At 70.8% G+C, this 26,629-nt stretch carries 27 protein-coding genes and 2 pseudogenes; 12 read left to right on the top strand and 17 right to left on the bottom strand.

Annotated elements, in window-relative coordinates; translation table 11 throughout:
- Positions 1-257 (bottom strand): hypothetical protein (locus ACH5AF_RS23995; RefSeq protein WP_398904043.1); only part of this gene is annotated, 257 nt, incomplete at its 3' end.
- On the opposite strand from ACH5AF_RS23995, the gene ACH5AF_RS23990 reads away from it, so the two are divergent.
- Positions 256-2,484 carry a WD40/YVTN/BNR-like repeat-containing protein gene (locus tag ACH5AF_RS23990; protein WP_398904041.1) on the top strand — a complete coding sequence of 743 codons (2,229 nt, stop codon included), beginning with the start codon at positions 256-258 and terminating at the stop codon, positions 2,482-2,484. The two genes, ACH5AF_RS23995 and ACH5AF_RS23990, sit on opposite strands and share 2 nt — an antisense overlap.
- Before the next feature lie 84 nt (positions 2,485-2,568).
- Here the strand turns inward: ACH5AF_RS23990 and ACH5AF_RS23985 are convergent, their stop codons facing one another.
- Both ACH5AF_RS23985 and ACH5AF_RS23980 read right to left on the bottom strand, forming a co-directional pair.
- Positions 2,569-2,790 carry a hypothetical protein gene (locus ACH5AF_RS23985; protein ID WP_215184221.1) on the bottom strand — a complete coding sequence of 74 codons (222 nt, stop codon included), beginning with the start codon at positions 2,788-2,790 and terminating at the stop codon, positions 2,569-2,571.
- 154 nt (positions 2,791-2,944) lie between these two features.
- A complete protein-coding gene (locus tag ACH5AF_RS23980) occupies positions 2,945-3,403 on the bottom strand; it encodes a YjbQ family protein (RefSeq protein WP_398904039.1) in 459 nt (152 codons plus the stop codon).
- Between the two features lie 88 nt (positions 3,404-3,491).
- Between ACH5AF_RS23980 and ACH5AF_RS23975 the strand changes: the two genes are divergently transcribed.
- On the top strand, positions 3,492-4,574 hold the full coding sequence (locus ACH5AF_RS23975; RefSeq protein WP_398904037.1) for an FAD-dependent oxidoreductase: 1,083 nt from the start codon (positions 3,492-3,494) through the stop codon (positions 4,572-4,574).
- Positions 4,575-4,655: 81 nt separating this feature from the next.
- On the opposite strand, the gene mltG is transcribed toward ACH5AF_RS23975, so the two are convergent.
- The 3 genes from mltG to ACH5AF_RS23960 form a co-directional block, all read right to left on the bottom strand.
- Positions 4,656-5,513, bottom strand: coding sequence for an endolytic transglycosylase MltG (mltG, locus tag ACH5AF_RS23970; protein ID WP_398904036.1), 858 nt, complete (start codon positions 5,511-5,513; stop codon positions 4,656-4,658).
- A 164-nt stretch (positions 5,514-5,677) separates the two neighbouring features.
- Positions 5,678-6,271 carry a hypothetical protein gene (locus tag ACH5AF_RS23965; protein ID WP_398904034.1) on the bottom strand — a complete coding sequence of 198 codons (594 nt, stop codon included), beginning with the start codon at positions 6,269-6,271 and terminating at the stop codon, positions 5,678-5,680.
- Between the two features lie 257 nt (positions 6,272-6,528).
- Positions 6,529-8,355 (bottom strand): ABC transporter ATP-binding protein, encoded by a 1,827-nt coding sequence (locus tag ACH5AF_RS23960; protein WP_398904033.1) that lies wholly within the window; start codon positions 8,353-8,355, stop codon positions 6,529-6,531.
- A gap of 111 nt (positions 8,356-8,466) precedes the next feature.
- Between ACH5AF_RS23960 and ACH5AF_RS23955 the strand changes: the two genes are divergently transcribed.
- Positions 8,467-8,913 carry a MarR family winged helix-turn-helix transcriptional regulator gene (locus tag ACH5AF_RS23955; protein WP_398904031.1) on the top strand — a complete coding sequence of 149 codons (447 nt, stop codon included), beginning with the start codon at positions 8,467-8,469 and terminating at the stop codon, positions 8,911-8,913.
- Between the two features lie 134 nt (positions 8,914-9,047).
- Here the strand turns inward: ACH5AF_RS23955 and ACH5AF_RS23950 are convergent.
- Positions 9,048-9,442 (bottom strand): annotated as a pseudogene (locus ACH5AF_RS23950) (peptide-N4-asparagine amidase); the annotation flags it as partial.
- A 75-nt stretch (positions 9,443-9,517) separates the two neighbouring features.
- The gene (locus ACH5AF_RS23945) at positions 9,518-10,309 is read right to left on the bottom strand and encodes a metal-dependent hydrolase (protein WP_398904029.1); all 792 of its coding nucleotides are present in this window, start codon (positions 10,307-10,309) and stop codon (positions 9,518-9,520) included.
- Positions 10,310-10,429: 120 nt separating this feature from the next.
- Between ACH5AF_RS23945 and ACH5AF_RS23940 the strand changes: the two genes are divergently transcribed.
- Positions 10,430-12,943: a DEAD/DEAH box helicase gene (locus ACH5AF_RS23940; protein ID WP_398904027.1), complete on the top strand. Its 2,514-nt coding sequence runs from the start codon at positions 10,430-10,432 to the stop codon at positions 12,941-12,943.
- A 16-nt stretch (positions 12,944-12,959) separates the two neighbouring features.
- A complete protein-coding gene (locus tag ACH5AF_RS23935) occupies positions 12,960-13,823 on the top strand; it encodes an acyl-CoA thioesterase (RefSeq protein ID WP_398904025.1) in 864 nt (287 codons plus the stop codon).
- A 154-nt stretch (positions 13,824-13,977) separates the two neighbouring features.
- Here the strand turns inward: ACH5AF_RS23935 and ACH5AF_RS23930 are convergent, their stop codons facing one another.
- Positions 13,978-14,388, bottom strand: a complete 411-nt coding sequence (locus ACH5AF_RS23930; protein ID WP_398904023.1) for a hypothetical protein — start codon at positions 14,386-14,388, stop codon at positions 13,978-13,980.
- A gap of 93 nt (positions 14,389-14,481) precedes the next feature.
- Here ACH5AF_RS23930 and ACH5AF_RS23925 point away from each other — a divergent pair, with 93 nt between their 5' ends.
- Positions 14,482-14,967: a glutathione peroxidase gene (locus tag ACH5AF_RS23925; RefSeq protein ID WP_398904021.1), complete on the top strand. Its 486-nt coding sequence runs from the start codon at positions 14,482-14,484 to the stop codon at positions 14,965-14,967.
- Positions 14,968-15,129: 162 nt separating this feature from the next.
- Here the strand turns inward: ACH5AF_RS23925 and ACH5AF_RS23920 are convergent, their stop codons facing one another.
- Positions 15,130-16,383: an acyl-CoA dehydrogenase family protein gene (locus ACH5AF_RS23920; RefSeq protein WP_398904018.1), complete on the bottom strand. Its 1,254-nt coding sequence runs from the start codon at positions 16,381-16,383 to the stop codon at positions 15,130-15,132.
- A gap of 160 nt (positions 16,384-16,543) precedes the next feature.
- Here ACH5AF_RS23920 and ACH5AF_RS23915 point away from each other — a divergent pair, with 160 nt between their 5' ends.
- Positions 16,544-17,179 carry a TetR family transcriptional regulator gene (locus ACH5AF_RS23915; protein WP_398904017.1) on the top strand — a complete coding sequence of 212 codons (636 nt, stop codon included), beginning with the start codon at positions 16,544-16,546 and terminating at the stop codon, positions 17,177-17,179.
- A gap of 108 nt (positions 17,180-17,287) precedes the next feature.
- Here the strand turns inward: ACH5AF_RS23915 and def are convergent, their stop codons facing one another.
- The gene (gene def / locus ACH5AF_RS23910) at positions 17,288-17,851 is read right to left on the bottom strand and encodes a peptide deformylase (RefSeq protein WP_398904015.1); all 564 of its coding nucleotides are present in this window, start codon (positions 17,849-17,851) and stop codon (positions 17,288-17,290) included.
- A 127-nt stretch (positions 17,852-17,978) separates the two neighbouring features.
- Between def and ACH5AF_RS23905 the strand changes: the two genes are divergently transcribed.
- From ACH5AF_RS23905 to ACH5AF_RS23885, 5 genes are all read left to right on the top strand, one after another.
- Complete coding sequence (locus ACH5AF_RS23905) at positions 17,979-19,214, top strand: MurT ligase domain-containing protein (RefSeq protein WP_398904013.1); 1,236 nt, start codon at positions 17,979-17,981, stop codon at positions 19,212-19,214.
- Between the two features lie 37 nt (positions 19,215-19,251).
- A complete protein-coding gene (locus ACH5AF_RS23900) occupies positions 19,252-19,980 on the top strand; it encodes a type 1 glutamine amidotransferase (RefSeq protein WP_398904011.1) in 729 nt (242 codons plus the stop codon).
- A 186-nt stretch (positions 19,981-20,166) separates the two neighbouring features.
- Positions 20,167-21,192 carry a 6-phosphofructokinase gene (locus tag ACH5AF_RS23895; protein ID WP_398904010.1) on the top strand — a complete coding sequence of 342 codons (1,026 nt, stop codon included), beginning with the start codon at positions 20,167-20,169 and terminating at the stop codon, positions 21,190-21,192.
- Between the two features lie 127 nt (positions 21,193-21,319).
- Positions 21,320-22,270 (top strand): cytochrome c oxidase assembly protein, encoded by a 951-nt coding sequence (locus ACH5AF_RS23890; protein WP_398904008.1) that lies wholly within the window; start codon positions 21,320-21,322, stop codon positions 22,268-22,270.
- Between the two features lie 89 nt (positions 22,271-22,359).
- Positions 22,360-22,518, top strand: coding sequence for a hypothetical protein (locus ACH5AF_RS23885; protein ID WP_398904006.1), 159 nt, complete (start codon positions 22,360-22,362; stop codon positions 22,516-22,518).
- 48 nt (positions 22,519-22,566) lie between these two features.
- Here the strand turns inward: ACH5AF_RS23885 and ACH5AF_RS23880 are convergent, their stop codons facing one another.
- The 6 genes and pseudogenes from ACH5AF_RS23880 to ACH5AF_RS23855 all read right to left on the bottom strand — a co-directional run.
- Complete coding sequence (locus ACH5AF_RS23880) at positions 22,567-22,983, bottom strand: subtilase-type protease inhibitor (protein WP_398904005.1); 417 nt, start codon at positions 22,981-22,983, stop codon at positions 22,567-22,569.
- 396 nt (positions 22,984-23,379) lie between these two features.
- A complete protein-coding gene (locus ACH5AF_RS23875; RefSeq protein WP_398904004.1) occupies positions 23,380-23,730 on the bottom strand; it encodes a PRC-barrel domain-containing protein in 351 nt (116 codons plus the stop codon).
- 81 nt (positions 23,731-23,811) lie between these two features.
- The gene (locus ACH5AF_RS23870; protein WP_398904002.1) at positions 23,812-24,783 is read right to left on the bottom strand and encodes a hypothetical protein; all 972 of its coding nucleotides are present in this window, start codon (positions 24,781-24,783) and stop codon (positions 23,812-23,814) included.
- A gap of 180 nt (positions 24,784-24,963) precedes the next feature.
- The gene (locus ACH5AF_RS23865) at positions 24,964-25,326 is read right to left on the bottom strand and encodes a hypothetical protein (protein WP_398904000.1); all 363 of its coding nucleotides are present in this window, start codon (positions 25,324-25,326) and stop codon (positions 24,964-24,966) included.
- 125 nt (positions 25,327-25,451) lie between these two features.
- Entirely contained in the window at positions 25,452-26,141 is a 690-nt protein-coding gene (locus ACH5AF_RS23860) for a class F sortase (RefSeq protein WP_398903998.1), read from the bottom strand.
- A gap of 180 nt (positions 26,142-26,321) precedes the next feature.
- Positions 26,322-26,629: pseudogene (locus tag ACH5AF_RS23855) on the bottom strand (hypothetical protein); the annotation flags it as partial.

Here is a 26,629-nt window from a genome sequence, read left to right as displayed (position 1 = left end):
CCGGTGCGCTCGACCACCGGTGCGCTCGACCACCGGTGCGCTCGACCACCGGTGCGCTCGACCACCGGTGCGCTCGACCACCGGTGCGCTCGACCGCCGGTGCGCTCGACCGCCGGTACGCTCGACCGCCGGTACGCTCGACCGCCGGTGCGTTGGACGGACACGAAGGCCGGGTCGTGGCCTTCTGCCGGGCTCCCGATTCTCGTAACGTCGGCACGGCTTGAAATGGCCATGACGATGAAGAAGAAGGTGCCCATGCCGCACAAGCGTCTCCTTCAGGCGGTCTTAGTCCTGGCCGCCGGCCTCGCGGTGATCGCGGCGCCGGCCGCCGCGGCCCCGCCGGGCCCGCCGGGCCCGCCCGACGTCTACCGTCCCGTCCGTGGACCTGCCGCGCCGGCCGAGTACCGGTATCTGCAGAAGACGCTGCCCGGACAGCCGATCCCCCGCCACGCCCACGCCGACGCCGCCGCGCAGGCACGTCTGTTGCCCACCGCCGGCGGGCGATGGAGGCCGATCGGACCGACCAACATCGGCGGACGGATCGTCTCGCTCGCGCTGGACCCACAGCGGGCCGACACCGTGTACGCCGCCGCGGCCAGTGGCGGGGTGTGGCGCAGCACGGACGCGGGGCAGACCTTCGAGTCCGTGTGGCCCGACGACTGGACGCAGGCCATGGGAGCGGTCGCCACGGCACCCGACGGGACGCTGTACGCCGGGACCGGGGAGCCCAACCCGGGTGGCGGGAGCATCACTTACGAGGGCACTGGCCTGTACCGCAGCACCGACGGCGGGAAGCGCTGGCACCCGATCGGGCTGCGCGACTCCGGCGCGATCAGCGCGATCACCGTGGACCCGGCGCATCCGCGGCGCATCTACGTGGCCGCGGCCGGGTCGCTCTACAACGGCGGCGGCGACCGGGGCGTGTACCGCTCGGACGACGGCGGGGACACCTGGCGGCGGATCCTCAACGGATCGAACGAATTCACCGGCGCCACCGAGGTGTTCGTCCAGGGCTCGACGCTGTACGCCGTGATGTGGGACCACCGCCGCACGCCCGGGCTGCGCACCTACGGCGGCACGGGCTCCGGCGTCTTCCGCAGCACCGACGAGGGAAAGACCTGGCAGCGCCTCGGCGGGGGCCTGCCCGCAGCGGGCCCGCAGGTGGGCCGGATCGGACTCGCCGTCGCCGGCGAGCGGCTCTACGCCATCGTCAGCCGGACCAGCGGGCCGTTCGAGGGCTTCTACACCTCCACCGACGGCGGTGACACCTGGAGCCGGACGCCCGCGGACAAGAGCCTCACGGACTCGCAGTCGTCGTTCGGATGGTGGTTCGGCAAGGTCTGGATCGATCCGGAGGACGCCCGGCATCTGCACGTCGCCGGAGTACCGCTGATGACCACGAAGGACGCCGGCGCCACCTGGACGTACGACGACACCAGCATCCACGTCGACCACCACGCGATGGTCTGGGACCCCCGCCGGCCCGGCCGGGTCTACCTCGGCAACGACGGCGGGGTCTACCGCTCGGACACGGGCGGCGACGGCGGTTGGGTCAAGGCCCGTCACGAGCCCTACACCCAGCTCTACAGCGCGGCGATCACCCCCCAGGACACCTCGCGCATCTCCGGCGGGGCACAGGACAACGGCTCGCTGCGCTCATGGGGCGGTGACGGCTTCAACGAGTACCTCGGCGGGGACGGGGAGGAGAACCTCATCGACCCGACCGACCGGAACACGGTGTTCGCCTGCTACCAGTACGGCAACTGCTTCCGGTCCACCGACGGCGGCGACACCCTCACCTACTTCGCCGACCGGACGACCTTCAAGCGGCGGAACTGGTTCACGCCGGTCGTCCTCGACCCGCGGAACCCGAAGATCGTCTACTACGGCGCCGAGGTGCTCAACCGCTCCACGGACGGCGGCGTGACCTGGCAGGCCATCAGCCCCGACCTGTCCGGCGGGCCGGGGCCCGATCCGATCTACACCAACTACGGGACGATCACCTCCGTCGCCCCGGCCGGCGACGGCAGGACCGTCTACGCCGGCACGGACGACGGCCGCGTCTGGGTCACCAGGAACCTGGGGGCGAGCTGGACGAAGCTGACCGAGGGACTCCCCTGGGTGACCCGCGTCGCCGTCGACCCCGCCGACCCCGACCGCGTCTACACCACCCACTCCGCCTACCGCGCGGGCTCGGGGCTCGCCCATGTCTACGGCAGCACGGACGGCGGCAGGCACTGGCACGACCTGTCGGGGAACCTGCCCGACGCACCCGTCAACGACCTGGTGATCGGGCGCGGCAAGGTGCTGTACGCGGGCACCGACCAGGGCGTCTTCCTCTCCCCGTCGGGCGGGCGGCAGTGGTTCCGGCTGGGCAGGGGCATGCCCGCGGTCCCGGTCGACGACATCGAGTACGACGCCGGCCACCACCGTATGGTCGCGGCCACCTTCGGCCGGGGCTTCTACGAGCTCACCACCGGCTGACCGCCAGACGCACGGGGCCCGGCCGCCGAGCGGCGGCCGGGCCCCGTGCGTCACCTGATATCCGGCTGCTTTCGCGGCCGGCCGTCAGAGCTTGTGCATCCCCTTGTAAGGGCTGACGATGCGGGTCTGGCAGGCACCGAAGTCGACGAGGAAAGCACCGGTGGCTTCCTGGCCGATGATCTTTCCGAGGCCGTGACGGTCGTGGGAGACGCGGTCGCCGAGGGCGAAGTCCTTGATCACGGGCTCGGCTGGGACTCCGAAGGGGCTGGTGGGCAGGTGGCGCCGGGGCGCGGATCGGTTCGTCATCGTGTAACAAGTATGCCCCTCCGGCCGTCCGGCGAGCCCTCCGCGGCCGGACCGGGCTCCACCGGTCCGCCGTGACGTGGTGCCGTCCGAGGATCCGAGCCGCATCTGAGCTGCTCGCGCGCCACCCCGGCCGCGCCTGCCGGAGCCCGGTGGCTCAAGCTTCGGTCCCCGAATGGCCGCGGGCCGGCGACTGCCCCAGGAACGACAGACGCACCTGACGGTCGGCGTTGTCCCTGTTGGTGTCCACCAGACAGAGCGACTGCCAGGTGCCCAGCTCCAGGCGTCCGCCGATCACCGGCAGTGTCGCGTGCGGCGGGACGAGGGCGGGCAGGACATGGTCCCTGCCGTGGCCGGGGCTGCCGTGACGGTGCTGCCAGCGGTCGTCGGCGGGCAGAAGGGTGTGCAGGGCGGCCAGGAGGTCGTCGTCGCTGCCCGCCCCGGTCTCCATGACGGCGACACCGGCGGTGGCGTGCGGGACGAAGACGTTGAGCAGGCCGTCCCTGCCTTCCGCGTGCTGTGCGAGGAACTGCTCGCAGGCGTGGGTCAGATCGGTGACCGTCTCGGTGGTTCCGGTGGTCAGGGTCAGCGTCGTGGTGGTGAAGTGTCCGGGCATGGCCCCATCCTCCCGCCGTCGGGTGCCCCGCGCGCCTCACACGGCCCTGTGCGGGAAGTTCCGGGACCCCTCCACAGTTGGTAGAACCGTGAACAACTTTGGGGCACACGACGTGGACGTGGTCGTCATCGGCGCCGGGCAGGCGGGTCTCTCGGCCGCCTACCACCTGCGGCGCGCCGGTCTGGTTCCCGACCGGGACTTCGTGGTCCTGGACCACGCGCCCCGCCCCGGCGGCGCCTGGCAGTTCCGCTGGCCCTCGCTCACGTACGGCAAGGTGCACGGCATGCACGCCCTGCCCGGCATGGAACTGACCGGTGCCGAGGACGACCGGCCGTCCTCCGAGGTGATCGGCGCGTACTTCGCCGCGTACGAGGAGCGCTTCGACCTGCGAGTCCACCGGCCCGTCCGGGTCCGCGCGGTACGGGAGTCCCAGGGCGGTCGGCTGGCGGTCGAGACCTCGGCGGGGGTATGGGCGACCCGCGCGCTGATCAACGCGACCGGCACCTGGGACCGGCCGTTCTGGCCCCGTTACCCCGGCCAGGAGACGTTCCGGGGGCGTCAGCTGCACACCGCGAACTACCCCGGCCCCGAGGAGTTCACCGGGCAGCGCGTCGTCGTGGTGGGCGGCGGGGCGTCGGGCACGCAGCATCTGATGGAGATCGCCGAAGTGGCCGCCGCGACCACCTGGGTGACCCGCCGGCCTCCCGTCTTCCGCGAGGGCCCCTTCGACGAGGACGCCGGGCGGGCGGCAGTCGCCATGGTGGAGGAGCGCGTACGGCGCGGGCTGCCGCCGCTGAGCGTGGTGTCGGTGACTGGGCTGCCCCTGGCCGACGCCGTCCGTCGCGCCCTCGCGTCGGGGGTGCTGGACCGTGAGCCGATGTTCGACCGGATCACACCGACGGGTGTGGCCTGGGACGACGGCCGTACGGTGGAGGCCGATGCGATTCTGTGGGCGACGGGATTCCGGGCGGCGATCGACCATCTGGCCCCACTGCGGCTGCGGGAGCCGGGCGGCGGCATCCGGGTCGAGGGGACGCGCGCCGTGCGGGACGAGCGGGTCCATCTCGTCGGCTACGGCCCGTCGGCGTCGACGATCGGGGCGAACCGGGCCGGGCGCGCCGCGGTCCGGGACATCAAGCGCTTGCTGGAACGGGAACCGGCCCTGGTCTGAGACTGTCCGTCCCGGCCGTGGACAGCTCCAGGGGGAAGGGGCGGCAATCAGCCGTCAGTGCCAACGGCCAGCGGTCAGCGGTCAGCCCATGCTTCTCGCCTCGGCCCTGCGCTCGTTGAACTCCTCCACATTGCGCCGGTGTTCGTCGTAGTCACCGGTGAAGCGTGTGTCCCCGGGCGCGACGGTCACGAAGTACAGCCAGTCGCCCTTGGGCGGCGCGACCGCGGCGCGCAGCGCCTCCTCGCCCGGGTTGCCGATGGGGGTCGGGGGCAGGCCCTTGCGCGCGTAGGTGTTGTAGGGGCTGTCGAGGCGCGTTTCCTCGGTCGTCGTGTCCAAGGTGCTGCGCTCGAGGGCGTAGTTGAGGGTCGAGTCCATCTGGAGCGGCATTTCCTTGGCCAGGCGGTTGCGGATGACCCGCGCCACCTTGCCCATGTCGGGCGTCGTGTCGGCCTCGGCCTGCACGATGCTGGCGATGTTCACCGCCTCATACGGGCTGAGGCCGCCCCTGCGGGCACTCGCGGCGACGGCATTCGCCCCGAACCGCTGGTTGGCCGTGTTGACCATGAAGCTGAGCAGGTTCGCCGGTGTGCTGCTCTCGTCGACGGGATACGTGGCCGGGAAGAGGTAGCCCTCGGGGTTTCCGCGGGCCTCCGGCGGAAGATTCAGCCGGGCCGCGCGGACGGCGGTCTGCGCGGTGCCGGGTTTCCGCTTCAGCGCCTTGTCGACGGCAGCGTAGACCTGGCCTGCGCGCCACCCTTCCGGGATCACCAGCGACTTCGGCGCGGGCCGGGGCCGTTCGGTCTCGTCCTCCCTCAGCAGGAACGGCATCAGGACGGCGGCAGCCACCACGGTCACCGTGCCCACGACCAGGACAAGACGGCCGCGGCGGGTAAGGCGGTACCTGCGCCCGGGCCGGCCCGACGCGTGCTCGTTCGACATACGGGCACGCTAACGCGGCCGCCCCTTCCGTCCCGGTACCTGCCCCGACGCGACACGCGCCATGCGAACGCACGAACGCCAACGCGGTTGTTCGCCCACCCGAGGCGACGCCGCCCGTCCCGACGTCCCCGGGAAGCGGCGGCGCCGTCGTGTGCGGGGTCCGCTCAGGGCGCGAACGCCGGGAGCCGGGCGAACTCCGGTGCCACCTCGACCCCTTCGGCAAGGGCGGCGAGGCCACGGCGGACCCGGCTCAGCGGGTGATCGGGGAACCGGGCGTCCCACTGGGCGTGATCGGCCGCGTGGAAGGGCAGGCCGCCCTGCACCTCCGGCGCGTAGGGGTGCGGGCGGAAGTAGTCGGCGGGGCCGACCTCGGCCATCACCATCGCTTCGCGCATGCCGGTCGTCCCGCGCTCGGCCGCCTGGATCTTCACGACGGTGCTGCAGTCGGCCCGGGGAATGGTGAAGCTGCCGATGAACGCCTGCCCGCTGGGCTGCCCGGGGAGCGGCAGTTTGAGTATCTGACGGAGCGCGGGCAGGGCTCCCAGCGTCTTGACCGATGCTTCGATCAGTCCGCCGCCCGCTTCGGCGGTGCGCCGCGTGAGCGCGGCGCGCAGGGCGGGGCCGTCGTCGAGGGACGCGGGCAGGTCCGGCGGCAGACCGAAGAAGTGCAGCGACAGGATGTCGCCCCCGTCGTTCGCCCATACGTCGTGGTCGACGGGCCGGAACCCCGGCAGGTCGACGCCCAGGAGAGCTCTCATGAGCAGCGATCATGCCGTACCGCGTGCCGCGCCTGACCGCCGGGGCGGCTCTTCACCGAGCCTGACGAAGCGTCATGAGAACCTGGAACAACGTACGTCGGCAGTCACAGTCCCGGTGGGCAGCGTCAGGTGGCGTCGGCCTCACCGCCTGTGCGACAACGCCCCTCAGCCGGCGTCGGCGGCACGGGCCCCCGGGACGGCATCAGGTGGCGTCGGCCTCACAGCCCGTGGAGCAAGCTCTCCCGCGGGGCAGGCCCTCAGCCGGCGTCGGCGGTCACGGACGCGGCGGGCTGCAACTCCGCGTCCCTGCGGACCAGCGCGGCGTAGCGGCCGTCGGCGTCGAGCAGTTCCCGATGCGTGCCGCGCTCGGCGATGCGTCCGGACTCCAGCACGACGATCTGGTCCGCGTCGCGGACGGTCGACAACCGGTGGGCGATGGTGATGGTCGTACGTCCGGCGGAGAGGGAGTCGATGGCCTGCTGCACGGCGTGCTCGGTGCGGGTGTCCAGGGCGCTGGTCGCCTCGTCCAGGATGAGGACGGGCGGGTCGCGCAGGATGGTGCGGGCGATGGCGAGCCGCTGTTTTTCACCGCCGGAGAAGCGGTACCCGCGCTCCCCGACGAGGGTGTCGTAGCCGTCGGGCAGCGACGCGATGTGGTCGTGGATCTGTGCCGCGCGGGCCGCGGCCTCGATCTCTGCGTCGGTGGCGTCCGGTTTGGCGAAGCGCAGATTGGCAGCCACGGAGGCGTGGAAGAGGTACGTCTCCTGCGAGACGACGCCGACGGCCTGCGCGAGCGTGTCGAAGCCCAGGTCGCGGACGTCGACTCCGTCGATCGTGACGCGGCCGCCGGTGACGTCGTAGAGCCGGGGCACGAGGTAGCTCAGCGTGGACTTTCCGGAGCCGGTGGGGCCGACGACGGCCAGGGAGCCGCCCGCCGGCACGGTGATGTCGATCCCGTCGAGCGTCGGCCGCTCCTGCCGGGCGTCGTAGGCGAAGACGACGTCCTCGAAGCGCACTTCGCCGCTCACCTTGTCGAGCGGCTCCGGCCGTGCCGGCTCGGTGATGTCCACGGGGAGATCGAGGTACTCGAAGATCCGCTGGAAGAGGGCGAGCGAGGTCTGCATCTGCACGCCGGTGGACAGCAGGCTGACGGCCGGCCGGAACAGGCCCTGCTGGAGCGAGACGAAGGCGACGAGCGTGCCGAGGGAGATCGCCGGTCCGCCCGCCCTGAGCGCGAGACCGGCCGCCCAGTAGATGAGGGCGGGCATGGCCGCCATGACGATGCCCATCGTGGACATCCGCCAGCGGCCCGCCATGCTGGAGCGCACTTCGAGGTCGACCAGCCGCTCGGACTCGTCCGCGAAGGACCGGGTCAGGGAATCGGCCCGGCCCATGGTGCGGCCGAGGAGGATGCCGCTGACGGACAGGGACTCGGTGACAGTGGCGGCCATCGCCGCCATCTGCTTCTGCCGCTGTGTGGTGATCGTCTTGCGCTCACGGCCGACGCGGCGGCTGATCCAGACGAACAGCGGGAGCAGGAGCAGCGAGACGACCGTGAGACGCCAGTCCAGGGCGAGCATCGCGACGACGGTGGCGACCACCGCCGTGAGATTGGAGACCAGGGACGTGGCGGTGGAGGTGACGGTCGCCTGCATGCCGCCGATGTCGTTCGCGATGCGGGACTGGACCTCGCCGGTGCGGGTCCTGGTGAAGAAGGCGAGGGGCATGCGCTGCAACTGCGCGTAGACCCCGGTGCGCAGGTCGTGCATGACGCGCTGGCCCACAGTGGTCGAGATCAGCGTCTGGAGCACCCCGAAGACGCTGGTCATCACCGCCGTGGCGATCATGCCGAGAGCGAGCAGGCTGAGCAGCCCGCTCCGGCCCTGCGGGATCGCGGTGTCCAGGATCTCGCGCAGCAGGAACGGCGACGCGACGGAGACCAGCGAGGAGGCGCCGACGAGGAGTCCGACGACGGCGAGCCTGCCCCGGTAGGGCCGGAAGAGGCGCAGGATGCGGCGCACGTCGGCGGGCGGCTGGTCGGGATCCTTGGGCGGTGGGGTCCAGGTCGGATGCTCGGGACGCAATGGGCTCCTTCCGGCATGCGGACGCGCACGGTCGGCGGACGGACAGTCTTCGAGAGCCTAGCTCACTGTTACCTGTATTCACAATGAAGCACGTCCTGATACTGTTCCCGCATGAGCCCCTCCGACGCCGACGGCCTGCTCGCCGAGCAGCTGCTGCGGCTGACCCGCCGTCTCCACCGCAGTCAGAAGCGCCAGCTGGAGTCCGCCGACATCGCCATCACCCCGGCGCAGTCCCGTCTGCTGCGGACCGTCGCGCACTACGACCGGCCGCCGCGCATGGCCGACCTCGCGGAGCGCCTGGAGGTGGTGCCGCGCGCCGTGACCAGCCTGGTGGACGGCCTGGAGGCCGGCGGCTGCGTGCGGCGCGTCCCCGATCCGGCCAACCGCAGGGTGACCCGCATCGAGCTCACGGACATCGGCCGTGCCGCGCTCCGGTCCCTGCGCGCCGCTCGCCGCGCAGCCGCCGAAGACGTCCTCGCACCGCTGACCATCGAGCAGCGAGAGGTGCTCGGTGAGCTGCTGTCCACGCTGGTCGACGGTCCGGGACGCCGTTGCTGACGCTCCACGGATCGGTTTGAGCCGTCCGTGTGGACGGCCAGGTGCCGGCCGTGCCTGCGCACGGCCGGGTTGCCGCGAGGCTGCCGGAGGTCACCGGCCGGTCTCCGCGCACGACCCGAGCCCGGCGCGTCACATCAGCCCACCCGCCGGTCCTCGGTCAGCGTTCCCTGGACCGTGCGCAGGCTGCGGTCGTAGCAGCCGCCCGAGCCGTGGAGCCGATAGCGCTCGGCCGTGGTGCCGACCACGCGCCGCTGGTCGCAGGGCACATTCGCCGTGCAGGTAGCGTCGCCCGTGTACGTGTCGTCCAGCCGTGACCAGGTCAGCCGCGCGCGCCCCGGCTCACCGTGGTGTCGGCCTTGTCCGCGAGGGTGAGGACGGTACGCAGCCGGTCACCCTCGCCGAGCGTCGTCATGCCGTCCATCTCGTACGTGCGGTGGGTGGCGGTGACCTCGTGCCCGCTGGTGACCGTCTCGTCGTCGGTCCATGTGGCGTCGAGCGCGTCCTTGCCCTCCCCACCCGTCCAGCGGTGGACCGGGTGCTCCACCCCGGACACCCCGGTCACCGGAAGGGGTGGGGAACAAGCCCGCCCCAGGCGACCGCCCCCTCAGATGAAGTTCAGCGCCGCCGCCCCGCCCACGCCACCGAGCAGCATGAACGCCGGCATCAGGACCTTCAGCTCCACCCAGCTGCCCGCCCGGAACCGCAGTCCCTTCGGCGGACCCACCGGGTACCAGCGCTTGCGGCCCACCGGGATCGGCCACAGTATCGGGCAGCCGGAGACGGTCAGTGCGTCGCCGATGTCGTGGACGAGGGCGCCGAGCACGATCGGCAGTCCGAGCCACAGGTACTCCTGGCCGGGCGCGGTGAACAGCCAGTCGGCGCCGTTGGCCGGCTTGTCCAGCACGCCCGCCAGGATCCACGCACTCGTCGCGCCGAGCAGCCACACCAGGACGTCGCTGGAAACGCGTGCGGCCCGCCACAGCAGGCCCTCGACCGCGAGCACCATGTGGATGAACAGGATCGCGAGCACGGCCCACCGGCCGCCCATGACGGCGAGGGCCGAACTGCCCGCCCCGATGAGCACCGCCCACAGCCAGGTGTGCGTCAGGGTGCGGTGACCGCCGGTCCTGCGCTTGTCTGCCGGCTTCTTCGTCGCCTTGTAGACCGCGTACGACAGCTTGTCGACGATCTCGCACAGCCCGCGCGACACCGGGCCGAAGGCGCGGGAGATCGTCGCCGCCTTGTGGTCGAGGTCCGGGGCGAGTGCCGCGCCCGCGCAGATCAGTGCTCCGACGACGAGTACGGGCCATGGCATCGGGTGGCCGGCGGCAGCCGTCGCAGCGCCCACCCCCAGCCAGGCAGCCGCCCCGGACAGGGAGTGCGCCGGTCCCATCATGTGCGTTCCCGCCCCATTGCTGTTGTGCTGAACCCCAGTTGACAGGGCAGCGTACCGGTCGTGATCTTCCCGGCGGCGGCCGGTTCCCTCATCGGGGCGGATGGCAGGCAAGATGGGGGCGTGACCCTTATCGATCAGCTGCCGCCCGACGCCGACCCCGATGCCCTCTTCGAGGCCTTCTCCTCCTGGACCGAGGAGCGGGGCATCGCGCTCTATCCGGCTCAGGAGGAGGCCCTGATCGAGGTGGTCTCAGGGGCGAACGTCATCCTGTCCACCCCCACGGGATCGGGAAAGAGCCTGGTCGCGGCGGGTGCGCACTTCACGGCGCTGGCAGCTGACAAGGTCACGTTCTACACGGCGCCGATCAAGGCGCTGGTGTCGGAGAAGTTCTTCGACCTGTGCAAGCTGTTCGGCACGGAGAACGTCGGGATGCTGACCGGCGACGCCTCGGTCAACGCGGACGCCCCGGTGATCTGCTGCACCGCCGAGGTGCTGGCGTCGATCGCGCTGCGCGACGGCAAGGACGCCGACGTCGGCCAGGTCGTGATGGACGAGTTCCACTTCTATGCGGAGCCGGACCGCGGCTGGGCCTGGCAGATCCCGCTGCTGGAGCTGCCGCAGGCCCAGTTCGTCCTCATGTCGGCGACGCTCGGCGACATGTCGATGTTCGAGGAGGACTTGACCCGCCGCACCGGACGCCCCACCTCCGTGGTCCGCTCGGCGACGCGTCCGGTCCCGCTCTCGTACGAGTACCGGCTGACCCCGATCACGGAGACGCTGACCGAGCTCCTGGAGACCAAGCAGGCGCCGGTCTACATCGTCCACTTCACCCAGGCGCAGGCCGTGGAGCGGGCGCAGTCGCTGATGAGCATCAACATGTGCTCGCGCGAGGAGAAGGACAAGATCGCCGAGCTGATCGGCAACTTCCGTTTCACCACCAGGTTCGGCAAGAACCTGTCCCGTTACGTCCGGCACGGCATCGGGGTGCACCACGCGGGCATGCTGCCCAAGTACCGGCGCCTGGTGGAGAAGCTCGCGCAGGCGGGCCTGCTCAAGGTCATCTGCGGCACGGACACCCTGGGTGTCGGCGTCAACGTCCCCATCCGCACGGTGCTGTTCACCGCACTCACCAAGTACGACGGCAACCGGGTGCGGACGCTGCGCGCGCGCGAGTTCCACCAGATCGCGGGCCGGGCCGGGCGGGCGGGCTTCGACACGGCGGGCCTCGTGGTCGCGCAGGCGCCGGAGCACGTCATCGAGAACGAGAAGGCGCTCGCGAAGGCCGGGGACGACCCGAAGAAGCGCCGCAAGGTAGTCCGCAAGAAGGCGCCCGAGGGCTTCGTCGGCTGGACGGAGAACAGCTTCGAGAAGCTGATCGCCTCCGATCCGGAGCCGCTGACCTCGCGCTTCCGCGTCACTCACACCATGCTGCTGTCGGTCATCGCGCGGCCCGGCAACGCCTTCGAGGCGATGCGCAAGCTGCTGGAGGACAACCACGAGCCGCGCAGGAACCAGCTGCGCCACATCCGGCGGGCCATCGCCATCTACCGTTCACTGCTGGACGGCGGCGTCGTCGAGAAGCTCGACAGGCCCGATGCCGAGGGCCGCACCATCCGCCTCACCGTCGACCTCCAGCAGGACTTCGCCCTCAACCAGCCGCTGTCGACCTTCGCATTGGCCGCGTACGAGCTGCTGGACCCCGATTCCCCGTCGTACGCGCTCGACATGGTCTCGGTCGTCGAGTCGACCCTCGACGATCCGCGCCAGATCCTGGCCGCCCAGCAGAACAAGGCGCGCGGCGAGGCCGTGGGTGCGATGAAGGCGGACGGCGTCGAGTACGAGGAGCGGATGGAGCGGCTCCAGGACATCTCGTACCCCAAGCCGCTCGAAGAGCTGCTGTGGCACGCCTACAACCTGTACAAGAAGTCGCACCCCTGGGTCGGCGACCATCCGGTGTCGCCCAAGTCGGTCATCCGCGACATGTACGAACGGGCGCTGTCCTTCACCGAGTTCACCTCCTTCTACGAACTGGCCCGTACCGAGGGCATCGTGCTGCGCTACCTCGCGAGCGCGTACAAGGCGCTGGACCACACGATCCCGGACGACCTCAAGACGGAGGATCTCGAGGACCTGATCGCCTGGCTGGGCGAGATGGTGCGCCAGGTCGACTCCAGCCTGCTGGACGAGTGGGAGCAGCTCGCGAATCCCGAGGTGGAGACCGCCGAGGAGGCGCAGGAGAAGGCCGACCAGGTCAAGCCGGTCACGGCGAACGCCCGCGCCTTCCGCGTCCTGGTCCGCAACGCCATGTTCCGCCGTGTGGAGCTGGCCGCTCTCGACCACGTCGGCGAACTCGGCGAGATGGACGCCGAATCGGGGTGGGACGCACAGGCGTGGGGCGAGGCGATGGACGCCTACTGGGACGAGTACGACGATCTGGGCACCGGTCCGGACGCCCGCGGCCCGAAGCTGCTGGCGATCGAGGAGGAGCCCGAACACGGGCTCTGGCGTGTGCGCCAGACGTTCGCCGATCCGAACGGCGACCATGACTGGGGCATCAGCGCGGAGGTCGATCTGGCGGCCTCCGACGAGGAAGGCCGGGCGGTGGTGCGTGTCACGTCCGTCGGCCAGCTGTGAGAGGACGCGTTCTGTCATGACCAATCCGGCCGAGCGTCTGGTCGATCTGCTCGATCTGGAGCAGATCGAGGTCAACATCTTCCGCGGGTTGAGCCCCCACGAATCGCTGCAGCGAGTCTTCGGCGGCCAGGTCGCGGGCCAGGCGCTGGTCGCGGCGGGCCGTACGACGGACGGCGAGCGTCCGGTGCACTCGCTGCACTCGTACTTCCTGCGGCCCGGCCGGCCCGGCGTGCCGATCGTGTACCAGGTCGAACGGGTGCGGGACGGCAGGTCGTTCACCACGCGGCGGGTGACGGCCGTCCAGGAGGGGCGGACGATCTTCAACCTGATGGCCTCCTTCCACCGCCCCGAGGAGGCAGGGTTCGAGCACCAGTTGCCGCCCCGGCATCTGACGGACCCGACGACGCTGCCCAGGCTCGTCGACGAGATCCGCGCACACCTGGGCGCGCTGCCGGAGTCGCTGGAGCGGATGGGGCGCCGCCAGCCGTTCGACATCCGGTACGTGGACCGGTTGCGCTGGAGTCCCGAGGAGGTCAAGGACGCGGAGCCGCGCAGCGCGGTGTGGATGCGTGCCGTGGGCCCGCTGGGCGACGACCCGCTGGTCCACACATGCGCGCTGACGTACGCGAGCGACATGACGCTCCTGGACGCGGTGCGCATCCCCGTCGAGCCGCTGTGGGGGCCGCGTGGTTTCGACATGGCGTCGCTGGACCACGCGATGTGGTTCCACCGGCCGTTCCGGGCGGACGAGTGGTTCCTGTACGACCAGGAGTCGCCGATCGCGACCGGCGGGCGTGGCCTGGCGCGCGGCCGGATCTACAACCGGGCGGGCGAGCTGCTGGTGTCGGTCGTGCAGGAGGGCCTGTTCCGGCCGGTGTAGCCGGTCAGCAGCGTGTCCGGCGACCGGGCACGCCGTCCCCGTCCGGCAGGAGAGGCGTCACGTCGTGCAGGCTGCTGCTCTCCGGCGGCGATGGGCCGCGGGAACCGCCGTCGGCGGGCGCGCCCTGAGGGCCGGGCGTCCCGCCGAACAGCCGTTACTTGACCGGGTCGAGGCAGAGGACGAACTTGTCGGCGTCCCACTGCTGCGCCAGGGCGGCCTCGCCCACCGTGCAGGCGTTGACGTCGAAGCTGTTCTCGATGACCTTGACGACCTTGTAGTTGGCGCCGGCCTCACCGCACTTCTTGGTCTCGACCTCGGGAGCCTCGTCGGGGCCGGTGACCTTGACGCAGTCGCCGGCCTCGGCGCGGACCGGGGTGTCGCCGAGGACGTAGGCTGCGCCGAACTTCACGGCCAGGGCGACGACGATGAGGCCGACGACCCCCAGAATCTTCTTGAGGATGCTCTTCTTGGCCGGCTCGGGCGCGGGAACAGCACCGGGGATGGGCTGGCCCTGCGGGAACTGCTGGGGATCCTGCGGGGCGGAGGGGGGCGTCGGGGCGCTCATGGGCGGACTTCCTCGTGGTTGCATGCTTGTCGAACGCGCGCACGCTACACGAAGAATAAGAATCAGATAAACACAGGTATGAAGGAGTCCCGGATGCCCCTTTTCGATATCCCGCTGCGCACCCTGACGGGTGAGCCGACGTCGCTCGCCGACCACAGCGGCAAGGCGGTTCTCGTGGTGAACGTGGCATCGCGCTGCGGCCTGACGCCCCAGTACGAGGGCCTGGAGCGGCTGCAGAAGACGTACGGCGACCGGGGTTTCTCGGTGCTGGGCGTGCCGTGCAACCAGTTCGCGGGCCAGGAGCCGGGAAGTGCGGAGGAGATCGGCGCGTTCTGCTCGGCGACGTACGGCGTGACGTTTCCGATGCTGGAGAAGACGGATGTGAACGGCGAGGGCCGGCACCCGCTCTACACGGAGCTGACGAAGACGGCGGACGCCGAAGGCGAGGCAGGCGACGTCCAGTGGAACTTCGAGAAGTTCCTCGTCTCACCGCGCGGCGAGGTGACGCGCTTCCGCCCTCGCACGGAGCCGGAGGCACCCGAGGTCGTCGCGGCGATCGAGGCCCTGCTGTCCGCCTGACCCCGTGACGTTCCGGATCGTCGCCGCACGCCGGCGAAGACCGGTGTCATCGCGCTGCCGCATCCGGCACTGCCGGGTGCGGAACCCGACGAGCCGCTCGGTCGCGGCACCTCGAAGGCTCCGGCCCGCCTACGGGCCGGAGCCTTCGAGGCGTCCGCCGGGTCAGCGGATCGGCATGCCCGACAGGGTGCGGGCGATGACCAGACGCTGGATCTCGCTGGTGCCCTCGAAGATCGTGTAGATCGCGGCGTCACGGTGCATGCGCTCCACCGGGTATTCGCGGGTGAACCCGTTGCCGCCGAGGATCTGGACGGCCTGCGCGGTGACCTTCTTGGCGGTCTCGCTGGCGAACAGCTTGGACATGGACCCCTCGGCCGAGGTGAACGGCCTTTTGGTGGTCGCCATCCAGGAGGCGCGCCACACCAGCAGGCGGGCGGCGTCGATCTGGGTGCGCATGTCGGCGAGTTGGAACGCGACACCCTGGTTGTCGATGATCGGGCGGCCGAACTGCTCGCGCGTCATGGCGTATTCGAGCGCCTCCTCGTACGCGGCACGGGCGGTGCCCACCGCCATGGCGCCGACGGCGGGGCGGGACGCCTCGAAGGTGGCCATGGCCGCGTTCTTCACCCGCCCTGGGCCTTCGCCCGTCTCACTTCGCCCGCCGCCGGACCTGGCGCGCTCGCGGGCCCGCGCCAGGCGTTCGTCGAGCCTCTCCTTGCCGCCGAGGAGGCAGTGGCCCGGCACGCGGACGTTCTCCAGGACGACCTCGGCGGTGTGCGAGGCGCGGATCCCGTGCTTCTTGAACTTCTGCCCCTGCGAGAGGCCGGGGGTGCCCGGTGGCACGATGAAGGACGCATGGCCCCTGGAGCCGAGTTCGGCGTCGACGACGGCGACGACGACATGGACGTTGGCGATTCCGCCGTTCGTCGCCCAGGTCTTGGTGCCGCCCAGGACCCACTCGTCCTTGGCCTCGTCGTATACGGCGCGGGTGCGCATCGAGGCGACATCGCTGCCGGCGTCGGGCTCGGAGGAGCAGAAGGCGGCGACCTTCACGTCGTCGGCGTCGCCGTACATCTGCGGGATCCAGGTGCCGATCTGCTCCTCGGTGCCGTTGGCGAGGACGCCGACGGCGGCGAGCCCGGTGCCGACGATGGACAGGGCGATGCCCGCGTCGCCCCAGAAGAGCTCCTCCATCGCCATCGGGATGCCGAGGCCGGTCGGGTCGAAGAACTGCTGGGCGTAGAAGTCCAGGGAGTAGATGCCCAGTTTGGCTGCCTCCTGGATGACGGGCCAGGGGGTCTCCTCACGCTCGTCCCATTCTGCGGCGGCCGGGCGCATCACGTCCTTGGCAAAGCCGTTCAGCCAATCACGGACCTGCTTCTGGTCCTCATTGAGATCGAGCGTGAACTCGGCCATGTCCCCTCCAGCACTACGACGCCCGCGGGCGTTACTTGCGGTAACAGAAGTCTGTTACCGGGGAGTAGCACCTGTCAACCGAGGCCACCGGATCACTCGTTCCGCTGAGCGGGTGTTACCTTGCGCCTCACGCATTCGCAAGGGCGGGGAGAGACGAAACATGGAGAGCACACACCAGCAGCGGTCGGCGGACCAGCGGCGACGGGAGCTGCTGGAGGCAGCGGACCGGGTGGTGCTCCGCGACGGGCCGCACGCCTCGATGAACGCGATCGCCGCCGAGGCGGGCATCACCAAGCCGATCCTCTACCGGCACTTCGGAGACAAGGGCGGTCTGTACCGAGCCCTGGCGAAGCGCCACACCGACGCACTGCTGCGCGCCCTGCAGGTGGCGGTGGACGCGGACGTCAACCGCCGTGAGCGGGTGGCGGGAACGCTGGACACCTACCTCGCCGCGATCGAGGCACGGCCCCAGGTCTACCGCTTCCTGATGCACCCGGCGGAGGTCAGCCAGCCCTCCGAGCAAGGCTTCGACGTCGGTCGCCACTCCGCGCCGGTACTGCGCCGCCTCGGCGAGGAACTGGGCAAGGTGATCGCCGACCGCGTCGACCTGGGCCCGGGCGGCGAACTACTGGCGCGGGTGTGGGGCCACGGCATCGTCGGCATGATGCACGCGGCAGGCGACTGGTGGCTGGGCGAACGCCCGTGCACACGGGCGGAGTTGGTGAAGAGCCTGACGGACCTGCTGTGCGGCCGCCTCTTCGAGGTCCCGGATCGCGTGGGGGGGCCCGGGTTCTGACGGGGGGGCCGTCAACCGGGGGCTCCGCGCCCCCGTCCTCCCACGCCCGCGGGCGCCAGGGGGCGGGCCCACCGGAGCCCCGGCGAGGGGAACGCCCCCGTTCCGGCGTCACCGCAGCCGCGCCACGCCCTCCCGTGTCGACCACGGCGCCCTGCGTGCCGACCTCGCCAGGCGGCCCCGGCGCCACGGCGTCAGGCGGTCCGCGTACACCAGGCCCTCCACGTGGTCGCACTCGTGCTGCAGGCAGCGGGCGAAGAAGCCAGTGCCCTCCACGCGGACCGGCTCGCCGTCGACGGTCAGGCCCTCCACGACCGCCCGGTCGAAGCGCTCCGTTCCCGCCTCGAGGCCCGGCAGGGACAGACATCCTTCCGGGCCGCGCACCGTGACCCCGTCCGCTTCCACCAGGCGCGGGTTGACGACGTGTCCGAGGTGGCGGACGTCCTCGTCGTCGGGGCAGTCGTAGACGAACACGCGAAGCGGGAGGCCGATCTGGTTGGCCGCAAGGCCGACACCCTGCGCCGCGTACATCGTCGCGAACATGTCCTCCACCAGCCGTGCGAGGTCCTCGCCGAAGTCGGTGACGGGTTCGCAGGGGGCGTGCAGCACCGTGTCGCCGAGCAGGCTCATGGGCCTGACCAGTCCGGAACTGCCGGGGATGGGCCGGTTTCGCATGGCGACCAGCGTACGTTCGTTCGCAGGCCCCCCGTGACCTCCACGTATTCCGACGGTGCCACGGTACGGGCTGCCCGGAAGAGGTCGATAGGCTGGCTCCGGACCGATGCTAGGAGGATCAAGGACGATGTCAGGCAACTCGGAGCTGACGCCGCGAGCCAAGCTGGCCGTTACGGCGGGCAAGGCCGCGGCGGCGGTGTCGCGCGCCGCCGGGCGCGGCAGCGGATCGGTGATCGGCGGCCGGGTGGCGCTCAAGCTCGACCCCGACCTGCTGGGGCGGCTCGCGCAGCACCTGGACGTGGTCCTCGTGTCGGCGACCAACGGAAAGACCACCACCACACGGCTGATCGCGGAGGCCCTGCGCGCCAGCGGACCGGTCGTGTCGAACGCGCTCGGCGCCAACATGCCCGCGGGCATCACCTCCGCGCTGGCGGGCGGCTCGGACGCCAAGTTCGCTGTGATCGAGGTCGACGAGAAGTACCTCGCCGGTGTCGCCAGGGACGTCACGCCCAAGGCCATCGCGCTGCTCAACCTCTCCCGCGACCAGCTGGACCGCGCGGCGGAGACCCGGATGCTGGCCGAGAAGTGGCGTGAGGGCCTCTCCGGCACGAAGGCCACGGTGATCGCCAACGCCGACGACCCGCTGGTCGTGTGGGCCGCCTCCTCCTCCCCCAATGTGGTCTGGGTTGCCGCCGGGCAGGAGTGGAAGGACGACGCCTGGTCCTGCCCGTCCTGCGGCGGCGTAATGCAGCGCCCCGGTGACGACTGGTTCTGCGGCGAGTGCGGCTTCCGCCGCCCCGCGCCGAGCTGGGTGCTCAGCGGCGACCACGTCCTCGACCCGCACGGCTCCGCCTGGCCGATCCACCTCCAGTTGCCCGGCCGCGCCAACAAGGCGAACGCGGCCACCTCGGCCGCCGTCGCCGCGTGCTTCGGCGTGCCCCCGCAGGTCGCGCTGGAGCGCATGTACCAGGTCCAGGCCGTCGCCGGCCGCTACGACGTCGTCTCTTTCCTCGGCCGTGACATCCGCCTGCTGCTCGCGAAGAACCCGGCCGGCTGGCTGGAGACGTTCTCGCTGATCGACCCGCCGCCGACGCCCGTGATCCTGTCCGTCAACGCCCGTGGCGCGGACGGCACCGACACCTCCTGGCTGTGGGACGTCGACTACACCCGGCTCGCCGGGCACCCGATCCTCGTGATCGGCGACCGCAAGCTCGATCTCGCGGTCCGGCTGGAGGTCGCCGGCCTGGACTTCCGCGTGTGCGAAAGCGTCGACGAGGCCGTGCAGACGGCCCCGCCGGGACGTATCGAGCTGATCGCCAACTACACCGCCTTCCAGGACGTGCGCCGCCGCGTCGGCAACTGAGCGACTGACGACGGACGGACGAAAAGGACTTATGAGAATGAACAACAGCAGTCTGCGTCTGGTGTGGGTGTACCCGGATCTGCTCAGCACCTACGGCGACCAGGGCAACGCGCTCGTCGTCGAGCGCCGGGCCCGGCAGCGGGGTCTCGACGTGATGCGCATCGACGTGCGCAGTGACCAGCCGGTGCCGACCTCGGGCGACATCTATCTCATCGGCGGCGGTGAGGACCGCCCGCAGCGGCTCGCGGCCGAGCGGCTGCGCCGCGACGGCGGCCTGAGCCGTGCGGCCTCCAACGGCGCGATCATCTTCTCGGTCTGCGCCGGCTACCAGATCCTCGGCCACGAGTTCATCAACGACCTCGGTGAGCGCGAACCGGGCCTCGGCCTGATCGACGTGGTCTCCACGCGCGGCGAGGGCGCCCGCTGCGTCGGTGACGTCCTGGCCGACATCGACCCGCAGTTGGGACTGCCGCAGCTGACCGGCTTCGAGAACCACCAGGGCATCACCCATCTCGGCCCGACCGCCAGGCCGTTCGCGCGCACGGTCCTCGGCCGCGGCAACGGCACCGGCGACGGCACTGAGGGGGCGTACAACGACACGGTCTTCGGCACCTACATGCACGGTCCCGTGATGGCCCGCAACCCGCAGATCGCGGACCTGCTGCTGAAGCTCGCCCTCGATGTGAACGCGCTGCCGCCGACCGACGACCGCTGGTTCGAGGCCCTGCGCGACGAGCGGATCCGGGCCGCGACCCAGCCCGCCTGACGCGCGCCCCGCTCAGTCGAGCACACATCCTGACGACCCTTCGCTCAGCTGAGCGAAGGGTCGTGGGCGCGGTCCCACCTGTCGGACGCCCGTTTCTGACCCGCCCCTCCACGCCGGTAGGGTGGCGGGGATCCAACCGGACGACGTGGTCCGGGAGTCGGCCCACGTTGTAAAGGTTTTCGGGCTATGCGCATAGGTGTGCTCACCTCCGGCGGCGACTGCCCCGGTCTGAACGCCGTCATCCGTTCCGTCGTGCACCGTGCCGTCGTCGACCACGGCGACGAGGTCATCGGATTCCACGACGGCTGGAAGGGCCTCCTGGAGTGCGACTACCGCAAGCTCGACCTCGACGCGGTGGGCGGCATCCTGGCCCGCGGCGGCACGATCCTCGGTTCCTCCCGCGTCCAGCCCGCGCATCTGCGCGACGGAGTGGAGCGGGCCAAGGGCCATGTCGCCGATCTCGGTCTCGACGCGATCATCCCGATCGGCGGTGAGGGCACGCTGAAGGCGGCCCACCTGCTGTCCGAGGCCGGTCTGCCCATCGTGGGCGTGCCGAAGACGATCGACAACGACATCGCGTCCACCGATGTGACCTTCGGCTTCGACACGGCCGTCGGTGTCGCGACGGAGGCGCTGGACCGGCTGAAGACGACGGCCGAGTCCCACCAGCGCGTGCTGATCGTGGAGGTCATGGGCCGGCACACCGGGTGGATCGCGCTGCACTCGGGCATGGCGGCCGGCGCCCACGCGATCGTCGTCCCAGAGCGCCCGTTCGACATCGAAGAGCTGACCATGCGGGTCGGCGAGCGGTTCTCGGCCGGCAAGAAGTTCGCGATCGTGGTCGTCGCCGAGGGTGCGAAGCCGCGCGAGGGCTCGATGCGCTGGGACGAGGGCGGCAAGGACATCTACGGGCACGAGCGGTTCGCGGGTGTGGCCCGCCAGCTCTCCGTGGAGCTGGAGCAGCGGCTCGGCAAGGAGGCCCGCCCGGTGATCCTCGGCCATGTGCAGCGCGGCGGCACCCCCACCGCGTACGACCGTGTGCTCGCCACACGATTCGGCTGGCACGCGGTGGAGGCGGCCCACCGCAGCGAATTCGGGATGCTGACGGCGCTGCGCGGCACGGACATCGTGATGGTGCCGCTCGCGGACGCGACCCGAACGCTGAAGACGGTTCCGGCCGACCGGTACGACGAGGCGGAGTGCGTGCTCTGAAGCACACCTGAAATCGGTACAGGAGTGAACGAACCGCCCCCGGTCGCAGCTGCGTCCGGGGGCGGTTCTAGTCTGGTGCGGCAAGCGGACAACCCGCACGAATCAGGAACCCTCCAGGAGTGCACAGATGGATCACAGCGGACACGGCATGACCATGGATCTGCCGCCGTTCACGCTGGGGCGTGCCCTGGAGTTCTCACCGGACCCCTTCTTCCTGGTCGCCTGTCTGGTGGCGCTCGGCCTGTACGGGTGGGGCGTCGCGCGGCTGCGCGGCCGCGGGGACGCCTGGCCGGTGAGCCGTACGGTCTGGTTCACCATCGGTGTGCTCAGTGTCGCGGTGGTGATGTGCACCAAGCTGAACGACTACGGCATGGTCATGTTCAGCGTGCACATGGTGCAGCACATGGTGATCAGCATGCTCTCCCCCATCGTGCTCCTGCTGGGCGCTCCGATCACGCTCGCGCTGCGGGCACTGCCGGTCGCGGGGCGGGGGGAGAAGGGTCCGCGGGAGCTGCTCCTGATGCTGCTGCACAGCCGGTACATGCGGATCGTGACCCATCCCGCGTTCACGATCCCGCTGTTCATCGCGAGTCTGTACGGGCTGTACTTCACGCCGCTGTTCGACTTCCTGATGGAGTCCACTACCGGCCACATCGTGATGATGCTGCACTTCCTCGCCGTCGGCCTGGTGTTCTTCTGGCCGATCATGGGCGTGGACCCGGGACCGCACCGGCCCGGCTATGTGATGCGGATGCTGGAGCTGTTCGCGGGCATGCCGTTCCATGCGTTCTTCGGCATCGCGCTGATGATGGCGACCCAGCCGATGGTCAGGGCGTACGAGAATCCGCCCGCCTCGCTGGGCATCGACGCGCTCTCCGACCAGAACGCGGCGGGCGGTATCGCCTGGGCCTTCAGCGAGATCCCGTCCGTGGTGGTGCTGATCGCACTGGTCTTCCAGTGGTACCGCTCCGACCAGCGGCTGGCCAAGCGCCGGGACCGGGCGGCGGACCGGGACGGTGACAAGGAGCTGGAGGCGTACAACGCGTATCTCGCCTCGCTCCAGGCCCGCAGCCGCTGACGCTCCCGTTCTTTCACGGGCCGGTAGCGCAACGCCCTCCTGACGCGGGACCATGGTGTCGACGGCCCGGCCGTCGGAGGAGGGCGCACATGTCCGGTTCGACGAAGGTCATGGGAGTGCTGACCGTCGGGTCCCTCGTGGTCGTGACGGCCTATACGGCGGCGCTCGGCAGCAACGGCTGGCTGTGGTTCGGCTGGGTGGTTCTCGGCCTGGTCACCATCGGGATGGTCGCCTCGCGCAGCACCTGAGGCCGGGATCCCGAGGAGCACCTGAGGCCAGGCTCCTGACCCGGGCCCTCAGAATCGGAAGACGGCTCCGGTCGCTGCGGCCAGTTCGCATGCGTTCGGGAAGGTTTTGTGCCAGGCGGTCGGACGTCCGCGCCAGACGCCGGTGGCGCTCACCGTGACCGGGTCGTACTGCTTCGTGCACGGATGCGGCTCGCCCCGCAGCCCGTCCAGGTCACCGCGCGCCTCGTCCAGGGCGGCGCAGGCTCCCGCCGCGTCGGGGTGCGGGCCGCTCGGCTCGGGGCTGCACCGCAGCAGTACTCCCCGGATCCAGGTGTTCTCCGCTCCGGAGACGGTGAGGAACAGGCCGCGGGGCAGGGTCGGCTTCTCCGCGCGCTGCGGTGCCGGGGACGCCGTGGCGGGGACGGCCGGGACCGCTGCGGCGACGGCGAGAAGGACCGCTGCGGCGAGGGCTGCGGTGCGGTGCATCCGGTGCCTCCTGACGGGGGAAGCCGGCATGCGGCCGGCACGGGTGGGCGTGGCCTGCCATAGAGCACCCTCCCGCGCGTCGCGCCGCAACGCGCCGCGCCGACCAGTAGTGCGTACGGGTGCGCCGGATTGGCCCGGACGGCTCCGCTCACGAGCGCCGCCATCCCCGTGCCGATCGCGATCGCGATGACGGGCACCGCCTGCCGTCACCCGCACCGCGGTGCACCGGCCAGGCGGGCGGACCCGGCACGTTCAACCGAACTGACGCGCCCGAGAGTGGCCATTGGCAGCGACGTACCTGGTGGGCGGTCGACCGCGCTCGTACGGCGAGAGCGGGGAGCCGGTCACGGTGCCGCGACCCCGGCACCGTGACGATGGAGACCGTGGGCGGGGCCGTCACATGTGGCGGTTCGCGTAGTAGTGCTCGATGAGCTTGAGGTACGTCAGGTCATCCTCGTGCCTGCCGCTCTCGAAGGGCGGCGAGTCCTTCACCTCGGCCTTGGTGCAGGAGAGATGGACGACCTGGTCGCCCGTGTCGATCCGCGCGACGAGCCCCGCGGGCAGCAGCACACGCCGGCCGAGGATCCACGGCCCGGTGTCCACGACGAGGTAGGACCTGCCCACCTCCTCGGTGTGCCGGTCGACCTTCCCGATCGAACCGTCGGTCGCCTGGACCGAGTATCCGACGAGCTCCGCTCCGGGCACATAGGCGGCGGTCTCCGGGTAGCCCCAGATATCAGCAGCCATGATGGCCTCCTCGCATGCCAGGCACCCCCGTCCAGCACGCCGGGTACCCGAGCGCGCCCCGCTCACACCGCGTGCCGGGCCTCACCGGGAGTGGTGACCGGGCTCTTCCTCGCCCCCTGCCGGCGGCTGCCCGGCGGCGGGCCCCCCGGCGTGAAGCGTGAAGGCGGCGGTCCGGAACTTGCCTTCGTGGCGGAAGTCGAGGAAGAGGCGGTAGGCACCCTTGCTCGGCGCGGTGGCGGTGAACGAGATCTCCGGGCCGGGCTGGGTGGTGCCGTCGCCGGGCTCGCCGTTCGGGTGCACATGCAGATAAGCGAGGTCTCCCGAGCGCAGGGCGACGAGGTGCCCGTACGCACCCAGGTAGGGCTGCAGATCGGTGACCGGCCTGCCGTCCTTGGCGACCGAGAGGACAAGCTCGCTGCCCGCCCCGGGGCGCAGGTCGCCGCGGATCGAGACCTGATAGCCGTCCACCGTGGCGGTGGTGCTCCGCGCGGGCAGCGGTTCGGGCTCGGCACGGCCGGACACGGCGAGGTCGGCGCCGAGCGTGAGGCCACGGGCGCCCTTGGCGGCCGGGGTGAAGTCGGCGAAGACGCGGTAGCCGCCGGCCTTGGGCAGTCGCACCGGTACGGACCAGGTGCCGTCGGCCGCCCGCACCGGATGCAGATGCCGGTATGTGGTCAGGTCGCGCGACGCGACGATCAGGTGCAGCTCCTTGCCGTGCGCGCGGCGGTACGCGGTGACGATGCGCCCGCTCTTGTCGTCCACCACGGCGAAGCGCAGTTCGGCCGCCCTGTCCGCCTCGACGCGCTGTGTCCGCAGGTCGAGGGTCAGGCCCGCTTCGGACACCTGGAGTCCGCCCGGCAGGGAGGGCGCACTCCCGACTTCACCGGCGTGCCCGCCGTGGCCCTTCTCCTGCTCCCCGGCGGCGTGGCCGCCGTGCTCCGCCGGCTCCGCCTCGGCCACCACGGGGTCGACGCCACGGCCCACGCCGTAGGCCGTGGCGAAGGTCGCCGCGAGTGCCGCCGCGAAGGCCGTGACCTTGACACCGGTGTTCATGAGTCGCTCCTCGATCAGGGCCGTTCTTCCACGACCGCATATTCAGCATACCCCTAGGGGGTATAAAGTCAATCCAAAGGGACAGCGGGGAGCGCATACGCAAGGGGGGTATAGAGATTCAGTTCACGGCGACGAAGAGACCCCATGCCCGCAGGCATGGGGTCTCTTCCGGACACTCGCTCAGGCCGCCCAGGCGGGGCGCGTCCCGGCCATCGCGTCGAGCGCCTGGCCGGTCCTGGCGAAGACGACGAGCCGGGTGCCGCCGACATCCGCGTTCGCCTCGAGCAGGCGCCGGGCCGGCGCACTTGGCGTCACGACCGCCATCAGCACGTCGAACCGACCGCACAGCACGTGGGCCCGCAGCACGGTGCTGAGCATCCCCGCGCTCACTTCGGGCACGGAGAGCACGATCACCACCGGTGCCGGCAGATGGGCCCTGACCAGATGCGCGATGTCGCCCGCCACAGCAACGTGATGACCGAGGCTCACCTCGCCGTCGATCGTGATCAAAAGGACCCCGCGCTCGATCGTGTGGTGCAGCATCACGGGCCTCCGATGCGCTCGGCCGTTTCACGCCTCTCACCGCTTTGAGGCTGCCCACAACGGCGACGACGATGCGCCCGCCCGCGCCCTCGTCACCGCGTGCTGCGGCCCGGCCCCGCAACGCCTCAGCCCTTCCGCACCGAGGCCAGGTGAGCGAAGACCACCAGGTTCTCGGGGTAGTCCTGGGCCTTCTTGTCGTACGTGCCCGCACAGGTGATCAGCCGCAGCTGTGCGTCGGGAGTGTCGGCGTACACGCGCTTGTCGGGGAAGTTCGACTTCATGAAGCTCTCGACGGAGTCGACGACGAAGGTGGCGATGGTGCCGTCCTCTCGGGCGATGTCGACCTTGCTCCCCTTCTTGAGCTCGCTGAGCTGCAGGAAGACAGCGGGGCCGGTTTTGGTGTCGACGTGACCCGCGACGATCGCCGTGCCGCGTTCGCCCGGCGAGACGCCCTCCTGGAACCAGCCGACCAGATTGCTGTTGTTCGGCGGTGGCGCCTCCAACTTCCCCTTGGAGTCGAGGGACAGACCCATGAAGGGCGCGTCAACGGCGATCTCCTTGATCTTCAGCCGGTTGGGTTTGGCGCGCGGCAGCGCCGCGTCCGGCTTCTTGGCGGCGGGGGCCGGCGCGTCGACGGCTGCCGGCGAGGAGACCACGGGCGGGACGGCGGGCTTGGCGTCCGTCGTGGTGTCGAACGAGTTGAAGACCAGCATGAAGCCCAGAGCGACGGCCGCGGCGGGCCAGAGCAAGGCGCGCCCGAGGGAGCGGGGGGCGGCTGTGGTCTGCGACTGCACAAGGGGTGGCTGCGCGGACATACGGGGTTTGTACCTTTCACTGCCGTGACGACGTGACGACGGGGCGAGGGCGGGGGGCCATGTGGTGCGGTGCGGTGCGGTGCACGGCCGCGGCCCGGGCTCGGAGACGCCGACGCCGCGGCCGCCGTCCCTGAGGGCGGCGGCCGCGACGGGTCGTGGACCGAACACGGCCCGGGGGCGTCAGGCCGCGGAACCGTTCACGCCACGACGGCGCAGCATGTACGCACCGGCGCCGAGGCCGCCGAGCAGCAGGACCGATCCGGCGGCCAGACCACCACCGGAGAGGGCCGTGCCGCCGCCGCCGGTGTGCACTCCACCGTGCGGCTTGTCGTGGTCCTCCTTGTCCCACTTCTTGTCACCGTGGTCGTCCTTGTCCCACTTCTTGTCACCGTGGTCGTCCTTGTCCCACTTCTTGTCACCGTGGTCGTCCTTGTCCCACTTCTTGTCGCTGTAGTCGTCCTTCTTGTCGCTGTAGTCGTCCTTGTCCT

The organism is Streptomyces sp. NPDC018833, from assembly GCF_044390825.1.
Taxonomy (GTDB): domain Bacteria; phylum Actinomycetota; class Actinomycetes; order Streptomycetales; family Streptomycetaceae; genus Streptomyces.
The sequence above is the reverse complement of the archived record's forward strand: the minus strand, read 5'-3'. Positions and strand labels throughout refer to the sequence as shown.